At 62.3% G+C, this 24,433-nt stretch carries 19 protein-coding genes; 5 read left to right on the forward strand and 14 right to left on the reverse strand.

The genetic code is table 11. The annotated features are described in order from the left end of the window. Positions 1-222, reverse strand: a 222-nt coding sequence (locus tag E8E91_RS10335) for a leucine zipper domain-containing protein (RefSeq protein ID WP_280375670.1), incomplete at its 3' end; no start/stop codon positions are given. A 274-nt stretch (positions 223-496) separates the two neighbouring features. Continuing rightward, the gene (locus tag E8E91_RS10340; protein ID WP_280375671.1) at positions 497-964 is read right to left on the reverse strand and encodes a hypothetical protein; all 468 of its coding nucleotides are present in this window, start codon (positions 962-964) and stop codon (positions 497-499) included. Between E8E91_RS10340 and E8E91_RS10345 the strand changes: the two genes are divergently transcribed. Further along, positions 935-1,663, forward strand: coding sequence for a helix-turn-helix domain-containing protein (locus E8E91_RS10345; protein ID WP_280375672.1), 729 nt, complete (start codon positions 935-937; stop codon positions 1,661-1,663). The genes E8E91_RS10340 and E8E91_RS10345 overlap by 30 nt on opposite strands. Positions 1,664-1,772: 109 nt before the next feature. On the opposite strand, the gene E8E91_RS10350 is transcribed toward E8E91_RS10345, so the two are convergent. The 8 genes from E8E91_RS10350 to E8E91_RS10385 all read right to left on the reverse strand — a co-directional run bounded on the left by E8E91_RS10350 (position 1,773) and on the right by E8E91_RS10385 (position 10,725). Further along, positions 1,773-3,068, reverse strand: coding sequence for an FAD-binding oxidoreductase (locus E8E91_RS10350; RefSeq protein WP_280375673.1), 1,296 nt, complete (start codon positions 3,066-3,068; stop codon positions 1,773-1,775). A gap of 14 nt (positions 3,069-3,082) precedes the next feature. Further along, positions 3,083-4,168, reverse strand: coding sequence for a polyamine ABC transporter substrate-binding protein (locus E8E91_RS10355; RefSeq protein ID WP_280375674.1), 1,086 nt, complete (start codon positions 4,166-4,168; stop codon positions 3,083-3,085). A gap of 40 nt (positions 4,169-4,208) precedes the next feature. Further along, on the reverse strand, positions 4,209-5,567 hold the full coding sequence (locus E8E91_RS10360; protein WP_280375675.1) for a glutamine synthetase family protein: 1,359 nt from the start codon (positions 5,565-5,567) through the stop codon (positions 4,209-4,211). Positions 5,568-6,086: 519 nt separating this feature from the next. Next, positions 6,087-6,734 (reverse strand): amino acid ABC transporter permease, encoded by a 648-nt coding sequence (locus E8E91_RS10365; protein WP_280375676.1) that lies wholly within the window; start codon positions 6,732-6,734, stop codon positions 6,087-6,089. Position 6,735: 1 nt separating this feature from the next. Further along, a complete protein-coding gene (locus tag E8E91_RS10370; protein WP_280375677.1) occupies positions 6,736-7,416 on the reverse strand; it encodes an amino acid ABC transporter permease in 681 nt (226 codons plus the stop codon). A gap of 3 nt (positions 7,417-7,419) precedes the next feature. Beyond that, on the reverse strand, positions 7,420-8,196 hold the full coding sequence (locus E8E91_RS10375) for an amino acid ABC transporter ATP-binding protein (protein ID WP_280375678.1): 777 nt from the start codon (positions 8,194-8,196) through the stop codon (positions 7,420-7,422). Between the two features lie 47 nt (positions 8,197-8,243). Then, the gene (locus E8E91_RS10380) at positions 8,244-9,209 is read right to left on the reverse strand and encodes a transporter substrate-binding domain-containing protein (protein WP_280375679.1); all 966 of its coding nucleotides are present in this window, start codon (positions 9,207-9,209) and stop codon (positions 8,244-8,246) included. 82 nt (positions 9,210-9,291) lie between these two features. Then, the gene (locus E8E91_RS10385) at positions 9,292-10,725 is read right to left on the reverse strand and encodes an amino acid permease (protein ID WP_280375680.1); all 1,434 of its coding nucleotides are present in this window, start codon (positions 10,723-10,725) and stop codon (positions 9,292-9,294) included. Positions 10,726-11,062: 337 nt separating this feature from the next. On the opposite strand from E8E91_RS10385, the gene E8E91_RS10390 reads away from it, so the two are divergent. Genes E8E91_RS10390 through E8E91_RS10400 form a run of 3 tightly spaced genes read left to right on the forward strand, consistent with a single transcriptional unit; the run spans position 11,063 to position 14,106 of the window. Continuing rightward, the gene (locus E8E91_RS10390; protein ID WP_280375682.1) at positions 11,063-12,481 is read left to right on the forward strand and encodes a PLP-dependent aminotransferase family protein; all 1,419 of its coding nucleotides are present in this window, start codon (positions 11,063-11,065) and stop codon (positions 12,479-12,481) included. Between the two features lie 4 nt (positions 12,482-12,485). Next, positions 12,486-13,730: an FAD-binding oxidoreductase gene (locus tag E8E91_RS10395; RefSeq protein WP_280375683.1), complete on the forward strand. Its 1,245-nt coding sequence runs from the start codon at positions 12,486-12,488 to the stop codon at positions 13,728-13,730. A 28-nt stretch (positions 13,731-13,758) separates the two neighbouring features. Further along, the gene (locus E8E91_RS10400; protein ID WP_280375684.1) at positions 13,759-14,106 is read left to right on the forward strand and encodes a RidA family protein; all 348 of its coding nucleotides are present in this window, start codon (positions 13,759-13,761) and stop codon (positions 14,104-14,106) included. A 69-nt stretch (positions 14,107-14,175) separates the two neighbouring features. Here the strand turns inward: E8E91_RS10400 and E8E91_RS10405 are convergent, their stop codons facing one another. The 3 genes from E8E91_RS10405 to E8E91_RS10415 form a co-directional block, all read right to left on the reverse strand. Next, complete coding sequence (locus E8E91_RS10405; RefSeq protein WP_280375685.1) at positions 14,176-14,559, reverse strand: hypothetical protein; 384 nt, start codon at positions 14,557-14,559, stop codon at positions 14,176-14,178. 67 nt (positions 14,560-14,626) lie between these two features. Next, positions 14,627-15,604 (reverse strand): carbon-nitrogen hydrolase family protein, encoded by a 978-nt coding sequence (locus E8E91_RS10410; RefSeq protein WP_280375686.1) that lies wholly within the window; start codon positions 15,602-15,604, stop codon positions 14,627-14,629. Between the two features lie 70 nt (positions 15,605-15,674). Continuing rightward, positions 15,675-17,120, reverse strand: a complete 1,446-nt coding sequence (locus E8E91_RS10415; RefSeq protein ID WP_280375687.1) for a cytosine permease — start codon at positions 17,118-17,120, stop codon at positions 15,675-15,677. Between the two features lie 324 nt (positions 17,121-17,444). Here E8E91_RS10415 and E8E91_RS10420 point away from each other — a divergent pair, with 324 nt between their 5' ends. Then, complete coding sequence (locus E8E91_RS10420; RefSeq protein WP_280375688.1) at positions 17,445-18,353, forward strand: LysR family transcriptional regulator; 909 nt, start codon at positions 17,445-17,447, stop codon at positions 18,351-18,353. A 279-nt stretch (positions 18,354-18,632) separates the two neighbouring features. On the opposite strand, the gene E8E91_RS10425 is transcribed toward E8E91_RS10420, so the two are convergent. Then, entirely contained in the window at positions 18,633-24,155 is a 5,523-nt protein-coding gene (locus E8E91_RS10425) for a peroxidase family protein (RefSeq protein ID WP_280375690.1), read from the reverse strand. Positions 24,156-24,433: the final 278 nt, after the last annotated feature.

The raw sequence follows: 24,433 nt of genomic DNA on the forward strand, positions 1-24,433 counted from the left end.
CTCCAGCGCGGGGGAACTGCGCGCCGGACTGTTCAAGGGCCGACGGGAGCGGTCTTCAAGCCCCGCCTCGCCTTGCGCGCGGTGCCGGTTCAGCCACTTGTAGGCCGTCTTCGCACTGATGCCATAGCGTCGGCACAGCTCGCGGACATTGCTCTGCGGCTGTTCAGCCAACCACACAAATTCACGCCGAATCGACATGGTGGTGCACTCCTGCCACGGCATCGCTCGAACTCCTCATTCGACGGATCCCGTAAGCCTAAATGCGTTACCTATGTCTCCCGACACCCGTTACCTATGTCCCCCGGCTGAACACCGTGCGTACCGGCGGTTTGACCTGGTGCCGGAAGCGATCCCGGAGTTGGTGCGCGCAGCGCACCCTACGATCCAGATCGAGCCAGAGAGGTCGGCCTTGCTCCCTGCGTACGTCCGGTATCGGCACGAAAACCTACTACATTGAGTTTCGTTGCGGGAAAGCCGGAAATCCCCTTGCCCGTGATCAGACCGACCGGAGCTTTCGGAGGGCAGGGCACGTGCCGAACCTGATATTGAGCAGATTCATCGACCGCGCGATGGAACTCAGCCGCATGAAGTCGGAGCCTTGCGAATGCGTGGCGGCCCTGGCTCCGCTCATGCAGGAATTGATCGACGCTGCACCTGGCTTGCTGGAGTCGGAGCACAACCCTAGGCGCTTCTCATCGATAACGGCCACGCACTTCCCGACTTGCACGTGGCTCATGGCGGTTGATAGCCTTCCGGGCCTAAGAAACCAGCAGGCCTGGGTATGGTAATCAGGGTTGTCGAAGCACAAGAAGTAGATCAGCAGCGGATAGCCATTCCCGGTTGGGAGCAGCAGTACACGCAGATGTCTGCCGGGCGATTCGCGGGGCGAATCCTGCATGCCGAAGTCGAGGGGATCGAGCTCTATGAAGAGCAGATGAACCTTCGTGTGGAGCAGGAATTCCATGCTCCCCCCGGCGCCCTGGTCTTCAGCTTCGACATGTCGGAAAACACGCTCTATCTGCTCGATGGCGAGACCCGCAATGCCTGGGTCACGCCGGAGAACTACCGCGAGGTGGCGGTGGTGATCAAGCAGGCGGGGCAGTGGGGTCAACCGCTGGATGGGTTCGCTGACCTGGTGCTGACGCCGCTTCGATCCGACAACTGCAGGTCGGTTGCGGCCTCGCTCAGCAACATGCTCACTGGCGCGTCCGGCGGCCAGCACCACATGGATGCTCCCGGCGTCGCGCAAACCATCGTGTCTGACTGCTTCTCCCTGCTCTGCGAGGCTCCGTTGGGCGACGGGCATCGCTCGCGCTCCATCGTCCAGGCCAAACGGGTCGTGCAGCGGGTCAAGGAAGTGGTGAACGATTGCCCCGAAGAGAACTTCGGGATGACCGAGCTGGCCGCGAAAGCGGGCGTCTCGCCGCGCAGCCTGCAGCAATCCTTCCTGCGTTATGCCGGCATCCCGCCCATCGTGTGGCTCAGAAACCGTCGCCTGAATGCGGCTCGCCGCGACTTGCTGGGCGCCGCCGAGTCGGGCATGACGGTGGCCGAAGTGGCCATGAAGTGGTCGTTCTGGCACCTGGGCCGTTTCTCCCAGTCCTACCACGCACTCTTCGGCGAATACCCCAAGACCACCGTCAAGCAGGGCGGCCGGGCCTGATCGTTGGCATAGACCGCAGGATGGCGTGGAGCGAAGCGATACCCATCATTCGCCTTCGCCGCAGCCTGGATATCGCCCAGGCTCCACCCATCCTACAAGGGCCGATTTATCAGCCCAGCAACTCCCGCACCCGATACCACGCCATGCCCAGCGCCAGCAGCGGGGAGCGCAGCAGCTTGCCACCCGGGAAGGTGAGATGCGGCACCGCGCTGAACAGGTCCAGCCCCTTGCTTTGACCGCTATGGATGGCTTCTGCCAGCAGCTTGGCCGACCAGTGCGTCACGTTCAGTCCGTGACCGGAATACCCTTGGGCGAAGAACACGTTCGGATGCGCCTTGAGCCGTCCTACCTGAGGGAAGCGATTGGCGGTGATCCCGATCATGCCGCCCCACTGGTAGTCGATCCGCACCTGCGCAAGCTGGGGAAATACCTTGAGCACCTTCGGCCGCATGTAGGCGCCGATGTCCTTCGGGTCCCGGCCGGAGTAATGGCACGCGCCTCCGAAGAGCAGGCGCCGATCAGCCGTCAGGCGGTAGTAGTCCAACCCCACCTTCTGGTCGCACAACGCCATGTTCTGCGGGATCAGCTGTGCCGCCAGCTCCTCGGACAACGGCTCAGTGGCGATCACGTAGCTGCCGGCGGGCAGCACCTTGCCGGTCAGCCTGGGTTCCAGCTCGTCCAGGTGCGCATTGCAGCCAAGCACCAGGTTGTCCGCCAGCACGCGTCCCTGCGCGCAGTGGACGATCGCGGTCTTGCCGTGCTCGATGCGCAGCACCGGGCTCTGCTCGAAGATCTGTGCGCCGAAGGCCTTGGCCGCGCGCGCTTCGCCCTTTACCAGGTCCAGCGGATGCAGATGGCCTGAGCCCATGTCGATCAGGCCGCCGGCGTAGCAATGGCTTGCCACCACCTCACGCATCTGGCTGGCGCCCACAAGCCGGGTCTGATGGGGATAGCCCAGCGCATTCAGCTCCGCTTGCTCCTCGGCCATGGCGGCGAACTGGGCGGGGGTATTGGCCAGCTCGCAGAAGCCCCAGCGCAGGTCGCAGTCGATGTTCAGGTCACGGATGCGCTTCGCCACCAGGGTCACCGAGTCGAGGCCCGCGCGTTCCAGGTAGCGGACTCCTTCCTCGCCCACGTACTTGGCGAAGCCACTGACGTCGTGGCCGATGCCGCGTATCAGTTGGCCGCCGTTGCGTCCGCTGGCGCCCCAACCGATGCGCCGGGCTTCCAGCAGCACGACGGAGTGGCCGCGCTGGGCCAGCTCCAGTGCCGTGTTGACGCCTGTGAGCCCACCGCCGACGACGCAAACGTCCGCACGAATGTCCCCCGCGAGCGAGGGATACAGCTGTTTGTCTCGGGCGGTTGCGGCGTAATAGGACGCAGCATGCTCCTCGGTGTGAGTCATGGCTCGTTCTCGATTCATTGGTTGAACTTGATCTTGCTCCAGCTGCGGGTCATCAGGCGCATGATCCTGGGCGGCGGCGCCTTGGCGATGTACAGCTTGTCGAGCACAGCCTGGCTCGGATAGACCTCGGGGTTGTTCTGCATCTCCGGGGCGAGCAGCGTCTTGGCGTCGACGTTGGCGCTGGGGTAGCCGACGTACTCGCTGATGCCGGCGATCACCTTGGGCTCCAGGATGTAGTTGATGAACGCCAGCGCCTGGTCCGGGTTTTTCGAATCGGACGGGATGGCCATCAGGTCGAACCACAGGTTCGCGCCTTCCTTGGGAATGCTGTAGGCGATCTCGATACCATTCTTGGCTTCCTTCGCCCGCGCCGCCGCCTGGAATACGTCTCCGGAGTAGCCGAAGGCCACGCAGATGTCGCCGTTGGCCAGATCCGAGATGTACTTGGACGAGTGGAAGTAGGTGACGTAGGGGCGCACCGCCGCGAGCTTGGCCTCGGCTTTCGGGTAATCGGCCGGGTTGGTGCTGTTGGGGTCCAGGCCCATGTAGTTGAGCACCGAGGGGATCATCTCGTCGGGGGAGTCCATGAAGGCGACGCCGCACGCATGCAGTTTCTTCAGGTTCTCCGGCTCGAACATCACCGACCAGGAGTCGATGTGGTCGACGCCCAGCACCTGCTTGACCTTCTCGACGTTGTAGCCGATGCCGTTGGTGCCCCACAGGTAGGGCACCGAATGGCGATTACCCGGGTCGTTCTGTTCCAGCAGCTTGAGCAGCTTCGGGTCCAGGTGCTTCCAGTTCGGCAGCTTGCTGCGGTCGAGTTCGAGGAAAACCCCGGCCTGCACCTGGCGGGTGAGGAAGTGGTTGGACGGCACCACCACGTCGTAACCCGAACGGCCCGCGAGCAGCTTGCCCTCCAGGGTTTCGTTGGAATCGAAGACGTCGTAGATCGGCTTGATACCGGTGGTCTTCTGGAATTCGCCCAGGGTGTCGGGCGCTATGTAATCGGTCCAGTTGTAGACGCTGATCGTCGGTTCAGCGTGGGCGACCTGGGCCATCGTGGCCAGGGCAAAGGGCGCAAGGTAGCGCAGCAGTCTCATATCGACTCCCGAATTTTTGTTGTGATGGCGGAGGGGCGGGTTAGACGCTCAGCAGCAGGAACTCGCGCTCCCAGGAACTGATCACCCGCTTGTAGTTCTCGTGTTCGGTGCGTTTCACGGCCACGTAGCCCTGCACGAACTTGCGGCCCAGGTACTCACCGAGCACTTCGCAGTCTTCCATCTGGGCCAGCGCGTCCTCGATGGTGATCGGCAGACGCAGGTTGCGGCGCTCATAGCCACGCCCTTGCACCGGGGTGCTGGGGGCAACTTTCTCGACCATGCCCAGGTAGCCGCAGAGCAGGCTGGCGGCCAGCGCGAGGTAGGGGTTGGCGTCTGCGCCGGGCAGGCGGTTCTCGACCCGCATCGCCTCGGGCGAGGAGGGCGGAACACGCAGCCCTACGGTGCGGTTTTCCTCGCCCCACTCGACGTTCACCGGGGCCGAGGTGTCCGGCAGGAAGCGACGGAAGGAGTTCACGTTCGGCGCGAACATCGGCAGCACCTTCGGAATGTACTTCTGCAGGCCGCCGATGAAGTGGAGGAACAGTTCGCTCTTGGAGCCATCGGCGTTGGCGAAGATGTTCTTGCCGGTGGCGACATCCAGAACGCTCTGGTGGATGTGCATCGCGCTGCCCGGTTCATCGGTGATGGGCTTGGCCATGAAGGTCGCGCTCACATCGTGCTTGAGCGCGGCTTCGCGCATGGTGCGTTTGAACACGGTGATCTGGTCGGCCAGGCTCAGTGCGTCGCCGTGACGGAAGTTGATCTCCATCTGCGCCGGGCCGTCTTCATGGATCAGCGTGTCCAGGTCCAGCCCCTGCGCTTCGCACCAGTCGTAGACGTCCTCGAACAGCGGGTCGAACTCGTTGGTGGCATCGATGGAGAAGCTCTGGCGACCGCTTTCCGGGCGCCCGGAACGGCCCACGGGCGCTTCAAGGGGGAAGTCCGGGTCGCTGCTGCGCTTGGTCAGATAGAACTCCATCTCCGGCGCCACGACCGGCCTCCAACCCTTGTCCGCATACAGCTTCAGGACGCGCTTGAGTACGTTGCGCGGCGACAGCTCGATCGGATTGCCGTACCGGTCGAAGGTGTCGTGGAAGACCATGGCGGTCGGCTCCAACGCCCAGGGCACGAGGAAAATCGCGTCGGGGTCGGGACGGCAGAACATGTCGATGTCGGCTTCGTCCAGCAGGTCGTAGTAGACGTCGTCGTCAACGAAATCACCGGTGACCGTTTGCAGCAGGACGCTTTCCGGGAGCCGCATGCCGCCTTCGCCGAGGAACTTGTTGGTAGGGGAGATCTTCCCGCGGGCGATGCCGGTCAGGTCGCTGACCAGGCACTCGACTTCGGTGATTTTTTGTTGTTTTAGCCGTTGCTCCAGTTGCTCGGCGGGGGTGTTCATACAAGCCTCGGAAGGTTCATGGTTTCGGAATGAGCGCGCGCCAGCAGCAGGTTGCTACCAGGCCGCGGGGATAGTTTCGTTCGCAGGGGCGAACCCGTTCTATCCACTTTCCGCACACATGACAGAGCCGTGTCGCAACGCTTCCTTATTTCCTGTGGGGGCGAAATCGTTCGCTTGGGGCGGCGCCGTTATGGGGGGCTTTCTATCTGGGCAGACGATTGCGCCCCCATAACCTTGCAACCGCCAAGCGAACGATCGGCGACAGCTTCGTAGTGGCCATATGACACATCTCGTTGTAAATTCCACGCGCTGGCAAGTGTCAATTTGCCATCGTCAATAAGTGGATCGGCAAGGAGCCATCATGCAGGGATCCCTGGAAGGCTTCGGTACACCAAGCTTGAGTACTGACCTCCACTGAAGTCAGTCCCACCAAGACAAAGAAGCCCGCTTATGCGGGCTTCTTCGTTTGGGCGGCATTGCGCCTGGCCGCGTAACGCCAGGTTGACGGCCGTTCTGGGCTCAATGCCTTGTCTTGCGCTCAAGCAGGCGCACGCCGAGCGAAAGCGGGTAACAGAGCACGAAGTACATCGCCCCCACCAGGACATAGATCTCCAGCGGCATGAAGTACACCGAGCTCAGATCCTGTGCCCTGAGCATCAGGTCCGGCGCGGCGATCAACGAGGCCACCGAGGTGTCCTTGAGTAGCGAGATCGCTACGTTGCCAATAGGCGCCAGGACGATGCGAATCGCTTGCGGTAGTACCACCCAGCGCAGGATCTTCATGCGGGTCATGCCGATGGCCTTTGCCGCTTCCACCTGCCCCTTGGGAACGGCTTGCAGGCCCGCTCGGTAGATCTCCGAGAGGTAGGCCGCGGCGTTCAGGCCCAGGCCGATCATGGCTGCCTGGAACGAGCTGAAGTGAATGCCCACTTCGGTCAAGGTGAAGTAGACGATGAACAGCTGAACCAGGGCAGGGGTGCCACGGAAGACTTCGATGTAGATCAGCGCGGCGCGGCGCAGCACGGCGCTGCCCGAGAGCCGTGCCAGTGCCACCAGCAGACCGACCAGCAGGCCGATCACCAGCGCACCGAACGCCAGTTGCAACGTGGCCCAGGCCGCCACCAGCAGTTCCGCCTGTGCCGCGCTCCAGAGTTCTGCGTAGCTCATATCAGTTCTCCTTGGCGATGCTGAGGCGTCGTTCGGTACGAGCCGCCCAGTGGGAGAGCGCCAGGCTCAGCACCAGATAGATGATGGCCAGCAGGAAGTAGATGGTGTTGGTCTGGTAGGTCTCGCTGACCAGCATCCGCGCCTTGAAGGTGAGCTCCGGGACAGCTGCCGCTGATGCCAGCGACGTGTCCTTGAGCAAGCCGATGGCGAAGTTGGCCATCCCTGGAATCGCCACCTTGAATGCCTGGGGCAGCACGATGATGCGCAGCGCCATACGGCGCGTCATGCCGATGGAGAATGCGGCTTCGCTCTGACCCCGGTCGATGGTGAGAATGCTGGAGCGAAACACCTCCGAGAGGATCGCCGCACCGTTCAGGCCGAAGCCGATGATTGCGGCACCGATGGCGGGCAGCGTTATGCCGATATAGGTCAGGCCAAAGTAGAGGATGAACAGCTGCGTCAGGATGGGGATGTTGCGGAACACCTCCAGGTACAGGCTGGCAATCAGGCCGAGGGCAGGATTGCGGGACAGTCGCATCAGGGCCAGGCAGAAACCGAGGACCGCGGCGACCACGAATGCGGCCCCCGTCAGACCTATGGTCGTCAGGGCGCCGATGCCAAGTACCTTGAGGAAGTAGGGCAACAGTTCGAGCGTTCTTTCGAGACCAGCGATTTCCAGCATCGATCAGTGCTCCTTCACGGCGCAGATGAACGCGCGGGTCCGCTCGACCTGGCTGTCGCGGAATATCTGCTGGGGTGGTCCCTGTTCGACGATGTTGCCGTCGGCCATGAAAATCACCTGGTCGGAGACGCTTTCGGCGAAGCTCATTTCGTGGGTCACGATGATCATGGTCATGCCTTCTTCGGCGAGCTTGCGCATCACCGCGAGGACTTCACCCACCAGCTCCGGATCGAGCGCCGAGGTGGCCTCGTCGAAGAGCATCAGCTTGGGCCGCATCGCCAGCGCGCGGGCGATGGCGATGCGTTGCTGCTGCCCACCGGAGAGCTGGTCCGGATAGGCGTCCCGCTTGGCCAGCATGCCCACCTTCTTCAGCAGGTCCTCGGCCTGTTCGATGGCCTCGGCGCGATCCCGTTGCTGGACCTTGAGCGGCCCCAGGATGATGTTTTCCAGCACGCTGAGGTGGGGGAACAGGTTGAAGCGCTGGAACACCATGCCGATTTCGGCGCGCATCCGTGCCAGGTCCTTGTCACCCATGGGCACCTTGCGGGTGCCCACCTGGCGCTGGCCGATCAGTTCATTGTCGATGTAGATGCTGCCCCGGGTTGGCTCCTCCAGGTAATTGATGCAGCGGAGTAGGGTGGTCTTACCGGACCCGCTGGGCCCGATAAGGGAGATTTTCTGGCCCTGTTGCACATTGAGGTCGATGCCTTTGAGGACGTCCAGGTGGCCATAGGACTTGTGCAGCCCTTCGATTCGTACCAGCGGAGTGGATTCAGCCATGAGCATTTCCCGTGGTTGAAGTGACGAGTGCGGTCAGCAACCGGATCTCAAGAGAAGGCCTGGCTGAAATCGCGCATGGGGTGCTCGAAGGGCCCGATCAGATTGCCTTTCTCATCCCGGTCCACGCCGATGCGCTGGTCTTTGGGCAGGGGCACGAGGTAATCGGGGTTCTTGATGCCGTACTTGGCGAGGACCGGGCGGACCTGGTCGGTGCTCTTCAGCCAGCGCAGCCCCTGGTTCACGGCATCGAACAGGTCCTGGTTTTCTGGATGGATGCCCCATATCGCCTCGAACTTGGCGGTCAGGCTGGGGAACTTCTCGTCGAACTGGATGGGCACCTGCTTCAGCTTGAGGCTGGGGTCCTGGAGGATCATGTAGTCGATGGTCGGCGCATCCAGGACGGCGAAGTCCAGGCGCCCGGCGCGTACGTCGCGCAGGCAGGCGTCGGTGCTGTCATAGAGCTTCACTTCCTTCACGCCTTCCACCCTTTTCATGTCCGGGATGATGAAGTAGCCGGTATTGCTGCCCAGGGTCCGGCCCCGCAGATCCGCGATGGTGAGAGAGTCCTTGAAGGGTTCGTCCTCGCGCATGATCACGTAGGCGCCGGTGTAAAACACGGCATCGGTCAGCAGCAGGATTTTCGAGCGCATGGGATTCCAGGCGAAGTTGCCGCCGAACCAGTCGGCACGCCCGGACCGGACGGCTTCGATCACGGCGGGGAAGCCCATGGTCAGGACATCGAGCTTGAGTTCAAGGCGATCGGCGATGAGTTTCAGGAGTTCCAGGTCGGTGCCGATCGGCTGCCCGTCGCGCACTGCGCCAAGGGGCATGTCACCCAGGCAGGCCGCCGTCAGGTAGCCGGGGCGAATGGTCTTGATCGGTTTGTCGGCCGCCTGAACAGCGGGAAGGCGTCCCATGGCGCTGCCGAGCAGGACAGCCATCGAGCCGTAACCCGTGACCTTGAGCAGGTTGCGCCGCGAAATACCGCGTGCGTCGAATTTGAAGTCGGACATAGATCACCTGTGTGCGAATGGTTGTGGAGACTGATACAGCCGAACAACACGAGGCCATCCTTGGCCCAACCTTCCCGGGGCGTCAGGATCGTGGGGTCACGCCAGCCAGGTTGGCGTTGGCACGGGCGAGAGGCTTGTCGCCCTCCACGCGCCGACGTTTGAGCAACAGATAGCAGCCAGACACCACGGCAAGACTCACCAGGCTGGCCAGGAATTGCGTCCGCAGGGATTCCTGGAAGGCCATGGCGGCAAGGACACCGGCAATCACCGCTACCACAGCATAGGAAAGCCAGGGGAACAGCCACATGCGGAGGGTCAGCCGCGCTGGCTCCGTGGCCTCGATGCGGCGGCGCACGCGGATTTGCGCCAGGGCGACCGCCAGGTACACGAAGAGCATCACGGCGCCGGATGCGTTCACCAGGAAGAGGAACACGCCCTGGGGCGAAATGATCGCCGCCATGATGGCGATGTAGCCGATCACACTGCTCAGCAGCACGGCCGCCCGCGGCACTTTGCGCCCGGTCAGGGTGGACAGCCTGGCCGGTGCGTCACCGCGCTGGCTGAGGCCGAAGAGAATCCGCGACGACACGTACAGCCCGGAGTTCAGTGCCGAGAGCACGGCCACCAGGACCACGGCTTCCATGATCATCGACGCGCCGGGGATGCGCATGACATCCAGCGCCGCCACGAATGGTGAATGCCCGGCCACGATCTGGCCCCAGGGCACCACGCAGACGATCAGGAAGATCGAGCCGACATAGAAGGTGATCACGCGGAAGATCACCGAGCGGGTCATGTTCGCGACGTTCTTGGAGGGATCATCCGACTCGGCAGCGGCGATGGTGGCGATCTCCGCCCCGCCCACGGCGAAGATCACCGTCGGTACCCCTGCCAGGATCGCGCTCACGCCAAAGGGCATGAAACCGCGGTCGTTCACCAGGTTGTCGAGCAGCGCACTGGTGCTGAGTGCAAAACCGAAGAGGTAGGCCGCTGCCACACCGATGAAGACGATGATCGCGAAGACTTTCAGTGACGCGAACCAGTACTCGAACTCGCCGTATGACTTCACCGACAGGCAGTTGATGGCGGTCATGATCGCCAGCAGCGCCAAGCCGATCATCCACGGCGGCAGCGGAATCCACTGCCCGAGGATGTTGGCACCGACCACGGCCTCCACCGCGACGACAATCACCCAGAAGTACCAGTACAACCATCCGCTGGTGAATCCCACCCAGTTGCCCAGGCCGATGCGAGCGTACTCGGTGAACGAGCCGACGCCTGGCAGGGCCACCGCCATCTCGCCGAGCATGCGCATCACCAGCATCACGACGATGCCAGCGGCAAGATAACTGAGGAACGCCGCCGGGCCGATGGCCTGGATGGTGGCGCTGCTGCCGACGAAAAGACCCGCGCCGATAATGCCGCCGAGGGAGATCATCGTGATGTGACGCTGACGCAGGGCACCGCTGAGGCGTTGCTCGCCAGCCTTGCCAGGGGTTTGTCCGGTGTCGTTCATTGGATGGCCTCCGCCATGACATTCAGTAGGGAAGGGCAGGGTGAAGCCGAGAAGGATTTAACGCGGGGGAAGCTGCACACCGGGTATCCTGTGGCGCCCGCCAAGGCGCTGGGGCTGCGGTGCGACGGGGTTGCCGAGGGCATGCCTGGCTTTAGGTATACGAGAGTCATGTGCGTGTCCGTTGAGGCTGAAGCTATTTTTATTGTGATGCATGACAAGCATTACAACTCCACACTAACCACCACATTTTAGCTTGTCAATCGCCTTTGTATCGGATAAAAAAGCAATACAAGTTTGCTATTTGTCTCGCCGATGGCATGACAATCAAGGAAGCACCATGAGCCAATTCGAACAATTGCTGGGCGAGCTGAAGGCCAATGCGGGATTGCACCGGGACTCGGCGGAAACCCTTTACGCCCAACTGGCAGACGCGCTGTCTGAAGCGATTCGTAGCGGAAAGCTCAAGCCGGGCGACCGACTGCCACCGCACCGTGAGTTCGCCAGCGCGCTGGAGCTCAACATAACCACCATTACCAAGGCGATGGCTGTGCTGCAGCAGAAAGGCTTGGTGGAAAGCCGGCCCGGGCGGGGTACGCAGGTCGCCCAACCGCGTCACCCGGCGGCGCAGTTCCAGTCGGCACCCAGCAATGACCCGGGAACGGTCGACCTGAGTGTCAACCGTCCCGCCACCGATGGCTTCAACCGGGTGCTCGCGCAATTGCTGCCGCGCTTATCCAGCGATTCGCGCTTCGTCGACATGAAGGACTACCACCCTTCTGAAGGCCCGCTCTGGGCGCGGGAAGCCGCGGCGCAATGGCTGCGCCACACCGGCGTGCAGGCTGAAGCAGGCCAGGTACTGATTGTCGAAGGGGCGCAGCACGGCATTGCCAGCACGTTGCGGAGCCTGACCAACAGCGGCGACGTCATCCTGGCCGACAGTGTTACCTACCAGGGCATCAATGCGCTCTGCCGTTCCCTGGGGCTGATCCTGGTCGGGGTCGACTCCGATGCGCGGGGTATGTGTCCGGATGCGTTGCGCGAGGCCTGTACCGAACATCAGCCGCGACTGTTGTTCCTGGTGCCGTCGATCCATAACCCGACCGCCATCACCCTGGACACCGAGCGTCGCGAGGAACTGGCAGCGGTGATCCGCGAGACCAACCTGCTGGTCATCGAGGACGACGTCTATCGGCCCTTGCTGGACCAGTCGCCACCGCCCATTGCTTCAATGCTGCCGGAACGGACCATCTACGTGTCCGCCCTGTCCAAATGCATTGCGCCGGGGTTGCGCATGGGCTTCGTCATGGCGCCGCAGGCGTTGGTGCAGGACATCGCCGCCATGCAGCGCATCGATTGCTGGAGCACGTCACCCTTCACCGCGCTCATTGCTACTCGCCTGATCGAAGACGGTCACGCCGAGGAGTTGGTCGCGGAACAGCGCGAAGAGCTGCGCAGCAGGCAAGCACTCTTGGCCGCTCACCTCGACGGGCTGGAGTTCCAACACAGCGCCACCGGCACCCATGCCTGGCTGATTCTTCCAGAGCCCTGGACCGGTTCGCGCTTCGCCCGTCTTTGCCAGGACCGCGGCGTGGTCCTGCTCGCAGGCGGCGCCTTCACCCTTCGCCCTGAGCTCTCCCCGCAGGCGGTGCGCATCAATATCTCGGCTGCGCTGTCGCGGGATCAGTTGGTCAAGGCACTGAAGGAAATCAGCCAGCTGGCGCGCCAGGGGCATCTCTACATGCACAACCGGATCTGAGGACATGACACAACCGATTCATTGTGAAATCGCAGTTATCGGCGCAGGCGTTGTCGGCGTTGCCACCGCACTGTGGTTGCGCCGCCAGGGCTATCAGGTGCTGTTGCTCGAGCGTGAGGGCGTGGCATCCGGGGCCTCCTACGGTAATGCCGGCACCCTGGCGCCCTATGGTGTGATGCCGATCGCCCAGCCCTCATTGCTGAAGGCCATCCCGTCGCTGTTGTTTTCGCCGGGTTCTCCCTTCGTCATCAACTGGAAGCGACTGCCCCAGTTGATGCCCTGGCTGTTGCGATTTCTCAATGAATGCCGTGCGTCGCGCTGTGAGTCCAACACTCAGGCGTTGGCCCGGATTCTCCAGCGGACTTACAGCGGTTACGCGCCGCTGCTGGAGGACAGTCCCCAAGCGAACCAACACCTGCGTCACAACGGCTGCCTCTACCTCTATGGCTCCGAGGCAAGCTTCGCCGGTGCCCAAGCGGCTATCGAGCTGCGGCGTTCCCTCGGCATCGCCCAGCAAGAGCTGAGTGCCGCCGAGGTGGACCAACTGGAGCCGCATCTCGCCGGCAGGGCAGTGGCTGGTCTCCTGTTCCCAGACTCATCGCACATGGATGACCCGCGAGCCTTCATCGAAGCATTGGCGGCGCCCCTGGTGGCCGAGGGTGTGCTGCAGGCGGCGACCGTCATTGACATCCAACGCCAGGCAGCCGGGCTTTACCTGACCTGTGCCGAAGGCGCGGCCTATCGTGCTGACCGTGTTGTGGTCTGTGGCGGTGCCTGGTCCGCCGCGCTGGCGCAACAGGTCGGCGACCGCATCCCGCTGGATACGGAGCGCGGTTACCACATCGAGTTCGACCTGCCGGAAGCCTTGCTCAATCGCCCCTGCTGCCCGGTGGAAAGCGCGTTCTACATGACCCCTATGGCAGGTCGTCTGCGGGTAGCGGGCACAGTGGAGCTGGGCTCGATCAAGGACCCGGCCAACCCCGCACGCTTTGACTACCTGGAACACCATGTACGGCGAGTACTGGGGCTGACGGTGCCGGTCGCGCGCAGATGGCTGGGCTTTCGTCCGTCCCTTCCGGACTCCTTGCCGGTTATCGGCCCTTCGCCCAATGAGCCTCGACTGATCTACGCCTTCGGTCATCAGCACCTGGGCCTCACGCTGGCAGGGGCGACCGGCCAGTTGGTGGCGGATTGCATCGCAGGCAAGCCCCCGCGCTGGCTGGACAGTTTTTCAGTGCAACGTTTCTGAATCGCACCCTTTCACGGGAGACCCCGCTATGGAAAGAATCGAACGCGCCCGCACCAATTCGCGCATGAGCCAGATCGTCATTCACGGCAACACCGTGTACCTGGCCGGGCAGGTCGGTGAACCGCACCATGATGTCGCCGAGCAGACCCGCGATGCCCTGGCACGGCTCGACACGTTGCTTGAGGAAGCCGGCTCATCACGGGAAAAACTGCTTCAAGTGACCATCTGGCTTGCCGACATGAGCGACTTCGCGGCGATGAATGCCGTCTGGGACGCCTGGGTGCCAGCAGGCCACGCCCCGGCTCGGGCATGCGGCGAGGCGAAGCTGGCCGATCCTGCATTGCTCGTTGAAGTGATCGCTTGCGCATCGCGCTGAACCGCTGCAGCAGCTGCACAGCACGCCGTTGATGGAACAGTGGCGTCTGGGCCTTGCTGGCGCGGTCGATCAGGCGCGGATGAACGACACCGCTGCAGCAACCAACCCCGTGGTGAGCGACACAAAGGAGATGAATGAAACCAGGCGAAACGCCTTGGTGCTGTCCACTTTCTTGGAAAACGCCATTGGGACGAATGTCAGCGGGTTAATCACCCCACCGAATATCACCAGCGCGGCGGACCAGCCGGGAAGCTCGGGAACGGCCAGTGCGGTGACGGCCATTACCGTCCCCATGATGATCCAGTCCAGGTGCGCCTGGCGTAGCCGCATCGGGTTGATAACGCCTACGGCGCGCAGCATCGCCGGGTAGTCGACAGCGGCGAGCACCGCAAAGCCGGAAAGCGCACCCAGGGCGATGGATAGCAATGCGGTAGCCAACAGTACTTGAACCATGACGCAAACCTTTGTGAGGTCGGGTGGAGCCGTGCGGCGCCACCCGGAGAAGGGTGGGGGAGTGGAATCAGACGTCGCAGAGGTTCACACCGGTGCGCGGGCGCCGATCGATCGATAGCTCGAAGACATCCGGACGCAAGTAGTGCCCGACCACGTCCAGGTCATGGCGCTGGGCGTCGATCTGCGAGAGGTCGATCTTGCCCAGCACAATGCCTGGCTCACCGAACAGTGGGCTCGTTACCCAGGAGCCGTCAGGCCCGATCACACCAGAACCACCGTTGAACAGCAGGCCCGCTTCTGGCGCCTCGCTCCCGACTCCGCGGCGATAGGCCGCCAGCAATTCAGCCGGGACATCATCGGTGGACAGGTACTGTCCTGCGCAGAGCACGAAGCAGCGGCCCTCGAAGGCATATGACCGGGCGGCGATATGGTGCATCTCCGGAATGTCTGGCCAGGCCGCCACGTGAATCTGTTCGTCTTGCGCGTGCAACGCTTGGCGTGCCAGCGGGTGCCAGTGCTCCCAGCACACCAGTCCCCCGAGGCGGCCAACTTCGGTTTCAACCACTCGCAGTCCCGCAGCATCACCGCTGGCCCATACCGTGCGCTCGGTATGCGTGGGGGTCAGCTTGCGGTGCACATTCAGGATCACGCCATCAGGACCAACGGTGACCAGCGAGTTGTAGAGCGAGCCCCCGTGCTGACGGGAGCGCTCGTTCATGCCCATCACCACGGTGACTTCGTTGGAACGCGCGGCCTCGCGAAGTACCGACAGGTCATCGTCCATGGCGTCAGGCGCTCCGATAGCCGGGCTGTCGGCCAGCAGCTTTGCATACCAGGACTTCGCTTGCGCATCGTCCCAGCCGGCCATGCCAAACACCCAGGCCGGATAGCAGCTGAGCCAGGTTTCAGGGAACACCACGAGCTCTGCGCCCATACCCGCGGCGTAACGAATATGCTCGGCTGCCCTGCGCAGTGATTCGGCGCAATCCAGCACCGCTGCGGGCATCTGCACGATGGCGACAGTTTTTTCTTTATTGCTGGTCATTCCAAATACCCCATTCAATTTTCGTTGCGTTGTTCGCCTGCTCGCCTGTGCAGCAGCCGGAATGTGGAGGTCAAAACGTCTGACCGGAAACTCGTTCAAGCAGCATCTGGCTTTGCCGTTGCGCGGTAACTTCCGCCGAACGCTCGAGATTGCGTGCCAGCAGGTAGTACAAACCGCCCGCAATCAGCAGCCCGGGAATGAAGGCGATATCTGCGCCCCCCAGCGCCTCGGCCGCAGGCCCGACGAAGAACGGGATGGAGAAGAACGGAATCATCGCCACGAAGCCGACCGCATAAGCGACTACCCCGCGCCAGGCCCAACGTCCGTACACGCCGTGCGGGTTGAAGATTTCGGCGATGGCATATTCGCCCTTGCGGATCGCGTAGAAGTCGACGAGGTTGACTGCCGTCCAGGGGATCAGGAAGTACAGCATCAGCAGTACAAAGCCGTTGAAGCTGGCCATGTAGGCTTCGGGTAATGCGAGGGCAACGCACAACGACACCACGCCGACAACGGTCAGGCCTGTCACCCGCAGCCGGATAGTCGGGCGCACAGGGCGGAAGCCATCAACCGCGCTGATGCCTGTCAGCATCGCGCCATAACTGTTGATGCCCGTCACCGACAACTGAGCAACGGCGCCTACCAGCACGGCAATGGTGCCGAAGCCTTTGAAGAAGTAGTCACCGGTCTGTACCAGCGAAACAATGCCATCGGCGCCGGGGATGTAGCTGGCAAGCACCGCGCCCAGCGACATCAGCCAGGCAGCGGAAGCCGCAGCGCCCAGATAGGTCCAGCAGATCAGCTTGGAGCTGGATGAGTGCTCGGGGAGGTAGCGCGAGTAGTCGGAGACATACACCGAGTAGCTGATGTTGTAGCCGGCAGCCAGCGACAGCTGCACCAGGAACGCGGTGGTATTCCACCCGGCCTCTACCGGTGCTGGGGTGGCTGCAGGAAGCACAGTGACGGCCATGGCAGTGACAATGCTGAATACGCCGATCAGCAGATAGGTCAGCCAGCGTTGCACGAAGTGCAGCAGGTCATAGCCGAACACCGCGATGACGATGCTCACGGCGATCAGCGTCGGGTACCAGAACCACTTCGAACCGGGCAGCACCAATTGCAGCGCCTGGGTCACCAGAATGACGCCGAACACGATGAAGCCCACGTAAACGAAGAGTGTTGCGGCAAAGGGAACAATGGCGCCGCGGCTGCCGAACTGTGCCCGCGACTGAATCATTTGTGGCAAGCCCATCTTCGGCCCCTGATTGGCGTGGAGGGCCATGAACAACGTGCCGAAACCAGCGCCAGCAACAATGGCCAGGACGCTCCAGAGAATGCTCAGCCCCATGCCCGGGCCAACGAAGCCGACCATCAGGGTGAGAAACACGAAGTTGCCGCTGAACCAGAAGGGGCCCTGGTGCCAGACCTTCCCGTGCCTTTCTGCCCGCGGCACATAGTCGATTGAGCGGGCTTCGATTGTGGGTCTGCCTGACTCGCCATTGCGTTGAGATGTCATGCTGCACTCCGTTGAAGATTGATTCTTTTTGTTGGTGGTGTAGCGCTCGCGTGGGCCGCTGCTGTGGTTTTCAGCGCCTACGACGATCGCTGCTCAGGAGTGCCGCGAGTATCGAAACGGGGACATGGCCGGTAAATCCTCAAACGCAGAAGCTGACTTGCTCGAAAACGCAACTAAAGCGAGCCGTTGTTCTGTGCTGAGTTCAGGTACTTCAGGGGGAGGAGGGGGACAGTTGGAGAACAACCGGGCGGATAAAACGGCCGGCAAAATAGCTGGTATAAGACCCACCTTCATGGCGGTCGTGAATGTGCATCGGAGGTCTTCATGCTGACCAACCTTTCAGACGTGGATCTGCGCAGGCTGCGCATCTTCTGTTCGGTCGTCGAAGCCGGCGGTTTTACCGCCGCGCAGGTGCGCTTGAATACCAGCCTGCCACGGCTGAGTACGCTGGTTCGAGAACTGGAAGTTCGCCTCGGCTACTCCCTGTGCCGACGCGGCAAGGGTGGTTTCCAACTAACCGAGCAAGGCGCGCAGACCTACGCTGCCGCGCAGGAGCTGTATGCCGATATCGATCGTTTTCACCAGCGGGTGGTGATGCTCAATGAGCAGCATCCGGAGTTCCTGCAAGTCGGCAGCGCCGACAACCTGCTTTCACATCCACAGGCACCGCTACCGCTGGCGCTCAATATGTTCCGCAAGGAGTCGCACCGCACCCGGATAGACCTGCAGATCATGCGCGCCGATGAACTTGAACAAGCGGTGCTCGAAGGGCGTCTGCACCTGGCAATCGGCTGTTTCAACCACCAGCTATCGGGCCTGCACTATCAGCCGTTGTTCGAAGAGGAACAGAACCTGTACTGCGGGCGCGGGCATGCGTTCTTTGAACGCCCTGATGAACAGCTCAGCAATGAGGAAATCGAAACCGCAGACTATGTGGATCGTGGTTACATGCTCGAAAGCCGCAGGCCTTACGACCTGCGTTTTGGCCATTGCGTGAGCGCATTTTCAATGGAAGCGATCGCCACCTTGATCGCTTCCGGCACCTGCATCGGCTATCTACCGACGCACTACGCCGACATCTGGGTCGCCCGCGCCATGCTCCGTCCGATCGCACCGCAGAGGCTGGCGTACAGGGCGGCGTTCCATTGCATAACCCGACAAGGGCAAACGCCAACAAACGCGTTGGCGAGACTGCTTCAAGCCCTGGACACCGCGCAGAGCTCGTTGAGCTGACACCACACTCCACATAGGTAGAGATGAATCACCGCATGCAGCAAGGCGCTTTCCCGGTAGTGATCGAGACAAGGCCCGGATCGCCGTCGCACAACGCCGAGTTATCCATCAGCACTTCATCGAGCAGTTTGGCTGGGTGGACGCGCCACAAGTTGAGATGAGCGTGGGATGACCGCAGCAAAAGAACCTGCCACAGAGGACTTTGTACCAATCTCGCCGATTGCAACGCCACGGCGACACTACTTGCTCGCCGTGGCGGATATCGTGTCGCGTGGGATATCAGGCGCCCATTACGAAGTCGCTCTGGTTGATTGACGCGACATTGACCCCTACCAGCGTGATGCTGTCGCTACCGATGGTCACTACGGTCTGTGCAGCGGTGCCGCTGATGGACACCAGCGCGGCAAAATTTGCTGCGCTAATGCCGAGCGCGGCGACATCCAGCAGATCCTGACCTCCCGCCGGATTACCGTCGAAGCCGATGATCTGGTCATGACCGAAACCGGCGGCGAACTGGAATATGTCGCTTCCGGATCCGCCGTCGAGGATGTCGTTGCCCGCGCCCCCCACGAGTACGTCATTGCCCGTTTCGCCCCGCAGCACGTCGGCGCCGTCGCCTCCAAGAAGCCTATCGTCACCTGTGCCGCCGGCCAGTGCATCATTGCCTTCCTGGCCTTCGAGCAGGTCGTTGCCGACACCCCCTATCAGCGAGTCATTGCCCAGGCCTCCGAGCAATACATCGTTGCCCGTGCCTCCATCGAGTGAGTCATCGCCATCCAGGCCGATCAGCGAGTCGTCACCACCGTTGCCCAGCAGCACATCGCCGCCATTGCCCCCGGTGATCTGGTTACCCACCGTGTTGCCGACTACGTTGGTCGCGTTGCTGCCAACGAAGACCAGATTCTCCAGATTGGCGGCCATGACATAGCTGAGCAGTTGGGAGTAAGCGAGATCCTCGCCACCGCCCGCGGCCTCGACTATCACGTCCCCCACTGTGTCCAGGTAATAGGTGTCATTGCCGGCGCCTCCTATCAGTCGATCCGCGCCCGCGCCTCCATCGAGCACATCGTCACCAGAGCCACCCGTGATGGTGTTCGCCAGTCCATTGCCGATACCCGTGAAGTTGCCGCTGCCTACGTAGGTCAGGTTCTCTACATTGGCGCCTAGGGTGTAGGTTGCCAGCGTGGTATCGACCCGGTCCGTGCCGCCAGCGTTGCCAGCAAGCTCTTCCATCACCTGGTCACCCAGGTCATCAACCAGATAGACATCGTTGCCGGCACCGCCTTGCATCAGATCGGCACCCATACCGCCATCCAGTGTGTCGTTTCCGGCATCCCCCTGGAGGGTGTCATTGCCTTCACCACCCAACAGCGTGTCATTGCCCACGCCCCCCTGAAGCCTGTCGTCACCGAGCTCGCCGTGAAGCGTGTCATTGCCGTTGCCGCCCGTGAGCAGGTCGTTTCCAGCCAGGCCAAACAACTGGTCGTTGCCGTTGTTGCCGTGGGCGATATCGTCTCCCGTCGTGAAACTCAGGATGTCGGCGGTTGCACCCACCCCGTTCCACAGGTCGCCGACCACCTGTGTCGAGGCGGAATAGATCACCTCTGCGGTGCCCTGGTCATCGGTGTAGCTGACCATCACCCGCAGCTCCTTGCCGACTTCATCCTGGGTGGGCGTGAAGGTCGCTGCAATTGCGCCAAGTATGTTGACGAACACGAGCCCGTTGAACACCTGCCACTGGTAGGCAAAGGTGGCGTTGCTGGTGCCGTTGACGTCGGTGAATGCGCGGGTTGCCGTAAGCATCTGGCCCTCTGTGGGCGAGGTGTCGCTGATGCTGACCGTACCCACGGGTGCCTGGTTACCGATGAACACCTCCTGATCGAGGAAGCGCAACACCTCGATATTGCGCAGGCGATCGGTGCCGTCCAGTTGGGTCCCGCGCGCATGGACCACGGTCCAGGAACCATCGTCGTTGCGGGACCAGTCGTAGTTCGTGGCCAGGTCCGAGAACAGTGCCACGTCGCGGTCGCCGGTGTTGTTGGTGAAGCGGATCTCGCGGACGATCTTCAGTTGTCCCGGGTTGAGCTCGCGGTTGAACATCCGTGTCTGCAGTTCCACCAGGTTGTTGAAGCGCAGTTCGGCGCCGCTGGCGTCCACCATCGGCACACCGTTGGCGTCCAGCAGGCGCAACTGAGCATTGAGCCAGGCGTCGCCGTCGATGAAGTCGTCGCCGCCGCGGCCTTCGATCAGGTCGCTACCGCCGCCGCCCAGCAGGATGTTGCCGCTGTTGAAGGCGATCAGGCTTTCCGGGTCGACGCCGGGCACGGGCGTATAGTCCGGGATCAGGTCGCCCAGCAGGTCGCGCAGGCCGTCGATGCGGTCCACCCCGGCCTGGGACAGGAAGTTGTTGTTGTCGAGGATGAACTCGGGTTCGGCGGTGGGGTCGTTGCCGCGATCGTCACCGCGCAGAGTGTCGTTGAGGTTCCAGCCCGACAGCGCCTCCACTTGGCTGAAGCGATCGCGCAGTACCTCGATGGGCATGTTCGGGAAGATCGTCTGGTTCAGGTCCGAGTCGGCCACCACCGGGCTATTGAGATGAATCGCCCAATCGAAACCCCACATGCCGATGTTCTTCTGGATGCCCGCACTCTGGAACATGATGTCGTCGCCCGACTCGGCGTCGTAGTCGGTATCGCCACCACCGCCATTGATCACGTCGTGGCCGATGACCTTGCTCTCGAAGAAGATGTCGCCGTTGTCGCCGGCGATGTAGTCGAAGCCGGCTCCGCCTTCGACCCAGTCGTCACCCTCATTGCCGAACAGCGCATCGATGCCATCGCCGCCGTAGATGAAGTCATCGCCGGCTCCACCTAGCACCTGCTTGCCGTCGGTACCGCCGATGATGAAGTCCTTGCCGGCGCCACCAAACAGGAGGTCGATGCCATTGCCGCCGCTGATGACGTCGTTGCCGTCTTCACCCTTGAGGTTGTCGTCGCCACCGATGTCGGTGATCACATCATCTCCGGAGCCGCCATGGAGGATGTCGTTGCCGTAGCCGCCTTCCAGGGTATCGTCGCCGCCATCGCCCCACAGGGTGTCATCGCCGGTGCCGGCCAGCAGCCATTCATTGCCTTCGCTGCCACCCAGCACCACGTGATCGTCTCCGTGGTACTTCAGTACGCCCGGTGCACGCTCGACCATGGGAGTGAGTGCCTGAAGGATCGGGTTGCTCCAGATCGGGTCTGCACCAATCTGCAGGGCCTGATTGATTTCCAGGATGTAATCCACCGCGGCGAACAGATCGCCCGGCAAGTGCGAAGAACCGGGTGCCCCGAGGTCGGTGTTGGCCATCACCAGGGAGGCGAAAGAGTTGGCTTCCAGTTCGCCCAGCAAGTGCTGCCCCTGTAGGCGCGAGAGGTAGTAGAAGCGGTCGGCGTTCTGCAACGTCTCCATCTGGGTTTCGAAGACGAAGTTGAAGGTCGAGCCAAGCATGCCGCCGAACAGCATCTTGCGTTCGGCCAAACCGCCAATCCAGAAGTCCACCAGGTTCAGGCCTGATTCCTGGGCCGCCCAGGTGCCGCTGCTGTTGAGGAAGTCCACCCGGTCCGCCGGGGCGTTGGCACCTCCGAGCACCAGAATTTCGGCTGCTGCGCGCTTGTCGGCCGCGGTGGTGGACGCGGTGATGCTGGCGTGGGTGCCGTAAGCGGCGATGAAATTGATGATCGACGCGGGGTTCTTCATGTTCAGCGCGAAGTCCACCCAGCTCACATAGGGCTTGAGGTTGGCATCGTTGGTCATCTCGAAGAACTGCTCCCGCGCGTGGTTCAGCGAGGGCACGCCAGTGTCGCGACCGCGAGCGATGTTGATGGCGGCGAGGTCCAACGGCAGCCCCACGAGGTTATTGCGCAGGGCACCGGTGATGAACTCGTCGATCTCATTGCCCACCTGCCGCGTCATGCCACGGATGATGGCTCCGGCTGCGGCATCAGCATCTCCGGCGTTACCGAACTCCATCGGGTTGAGGAACGCCTGTATCAGACCGAGTTCGCTGTTCTGCATGTTGATGTCGAGGCGATCCACCGTCTCGTTCAGCATGGAGTGGCCGAAGCGGTAAACCACATGGGCGAACTCGGCCACTATCGCCGGGTCCAGTTCCACGTTCGGCTGCACCATGAACACGTCGGTGAAGGGCTGGATCTTGCGCACGAATTCCTCGAACACCAGGTGCTGGTACTGCATTTCGTTGGTGAAACGCGCTGCCTGGAACAGCCGCTCACCGTCCCAGGCCAAGGCATCGATTTCGGTCTGGTTGGCGGGCCAAGCGGCGACGTCTACCCGTAGCCACTGATTGAGGAATGCGAGGTCGCCGTCCTCCAGCAGGGTCGACTTGATCTGTTCGATCAGGCGATTGTGTTCCGAGTGGAAGACGTGATGCACGGCGGTCAGGCCGATGTTCTCGTTACCTCGCCCATCGCCGGTGATGTAGTGGGCATCGAGCAGCTCGTTGTCGTAGCTGGTCAGGGTCGGCAGGTTGCCGGGGCCAATCGGCAAAGCAGGGTTGAAGTTCGGGTTGGGGATGGGGGCACCACCGAGGCCGAGCGCGTCATCGCTGTCGGCGACCTTCATACTGCCGTCGCTGTTGCGTGGCGCCGCGTCGTGGGCGATGTCGTCAAGGAATGCGTGACCGGTGCGAATCGCATTCGCGGTGCTGATGGGGGCAACGGAATTACCTTCCACCAACCCACCGGCGGTGACGATCTGGGCAAAGCCGTTGGCACCCCGTTCGAACTGGCCGTACTCGTCGGTCGCCAGCAGCGGAAGGTTCGTGACGTCGGCATCGCCGAGGTCGATTCCCAGCTTTTCCCGAGCCTGTTGCTTGATGTCCGCCCAGGTGGCCAGGCCGCCGCCTGCGCCATCCAGCATGCGTCCTGTGGCAACGGGAATCAGCAGCGGTTGACCATTGCCATCCAGGATTGGCTGACCATTGGCATCCAGCTTCGGCACCATCTCGTACTCGCGCAGGAACACCTGGTGGGACGGATGCGAGGTGTAGGTCTGGTTCTGATCGACGAAGGGTGTGGTCTGGTTGATGTGCTCGCGAATGTCGTCCGCGGTGCCCAGTACGCCGTCCGCTCCGGGCTGGTTGGTGGCACGGGTAAGCACCATGAAGTTGGTGTGCGAGGTGGGGGCGTAGAGCGGGTCGTCGGGTTGCAGCGGAATGTACACGGTGCCGCTGCCGCCCTTGTTCACCAGGTCCAGGCCATGGTCGAAGAACTGGCCGAAGATAGCCATCCAGGCGTTGTAGGGGGCGGAGATGCCTTCATCCGGTGCAACGTTGGGAATGAACAACAGGTCGGGGGTATCCGGGTTGCCATCGTGGTCGAAGGCGAAACTGCCCTCGGTGGCATTGGCGGCAGCCACTGCGGCCGGGTTGGCGGCGGACTGATCCGAGATCAGGTTGCTGATGGTACGCGGCGTGGAGTCCACCACGTAGCCAGTGGTTTGTTCGTAGGAAGTCTGGGTGGAACTGCCGGGGAATCCGGGCGGGGCGCCGGGACCATCGATACCGAACTCCGCGTCGCGAAACTCGGGCGCAAGCATGCGGGGCATGGTCTGGTCCGCCGAGCCGTAGTTCTCACGACCGGGAATCAGGTTGTTCCAGGTGCCGTTAACAGTGCGCAGGCCGATGGGCAGCAGGGGATTACCCACCAGGTCATAGAGCGACTCGCCGGCAGCGTGACGTTCGGCGATGACGATCTGGTCGAGGATGAAGGCCAGGTCTTGCTTGATCAGAGTGACCATTTTGCTTTCCTTGGGGCAAAGCGCCCCCATTGGCCATTCGCTTGAAGAGGCGAAGGGCCTGCTTCTCAGGCTTCAACGTTTTTCTGGCAGACGACGTCCGCACACAGCAAAGCGGACTGCGCGTTGTCTACGAGGTTTTGAGTGGGCCGATTCAATCTGCGCCAGCAGGTGGCCCATGAATCAATTTGTGACGGTGCCGTCGATAGCGCATCGCTATTCGCAGAGCACCCGAATAAGGCCAATCCAAGACGCCTCCCGGACGCCTTTTTCCCTGAAAG

The sequence above is a fragment of the Pseudomonas sp. BN515 genome (assembly GCF_029873155.1).
Lineage (GTDB): Bacteria > Pseudomonadota > Gammaproteobacteria > Pseudomonadales > Pseudomonadaceae > Metapseudomonas.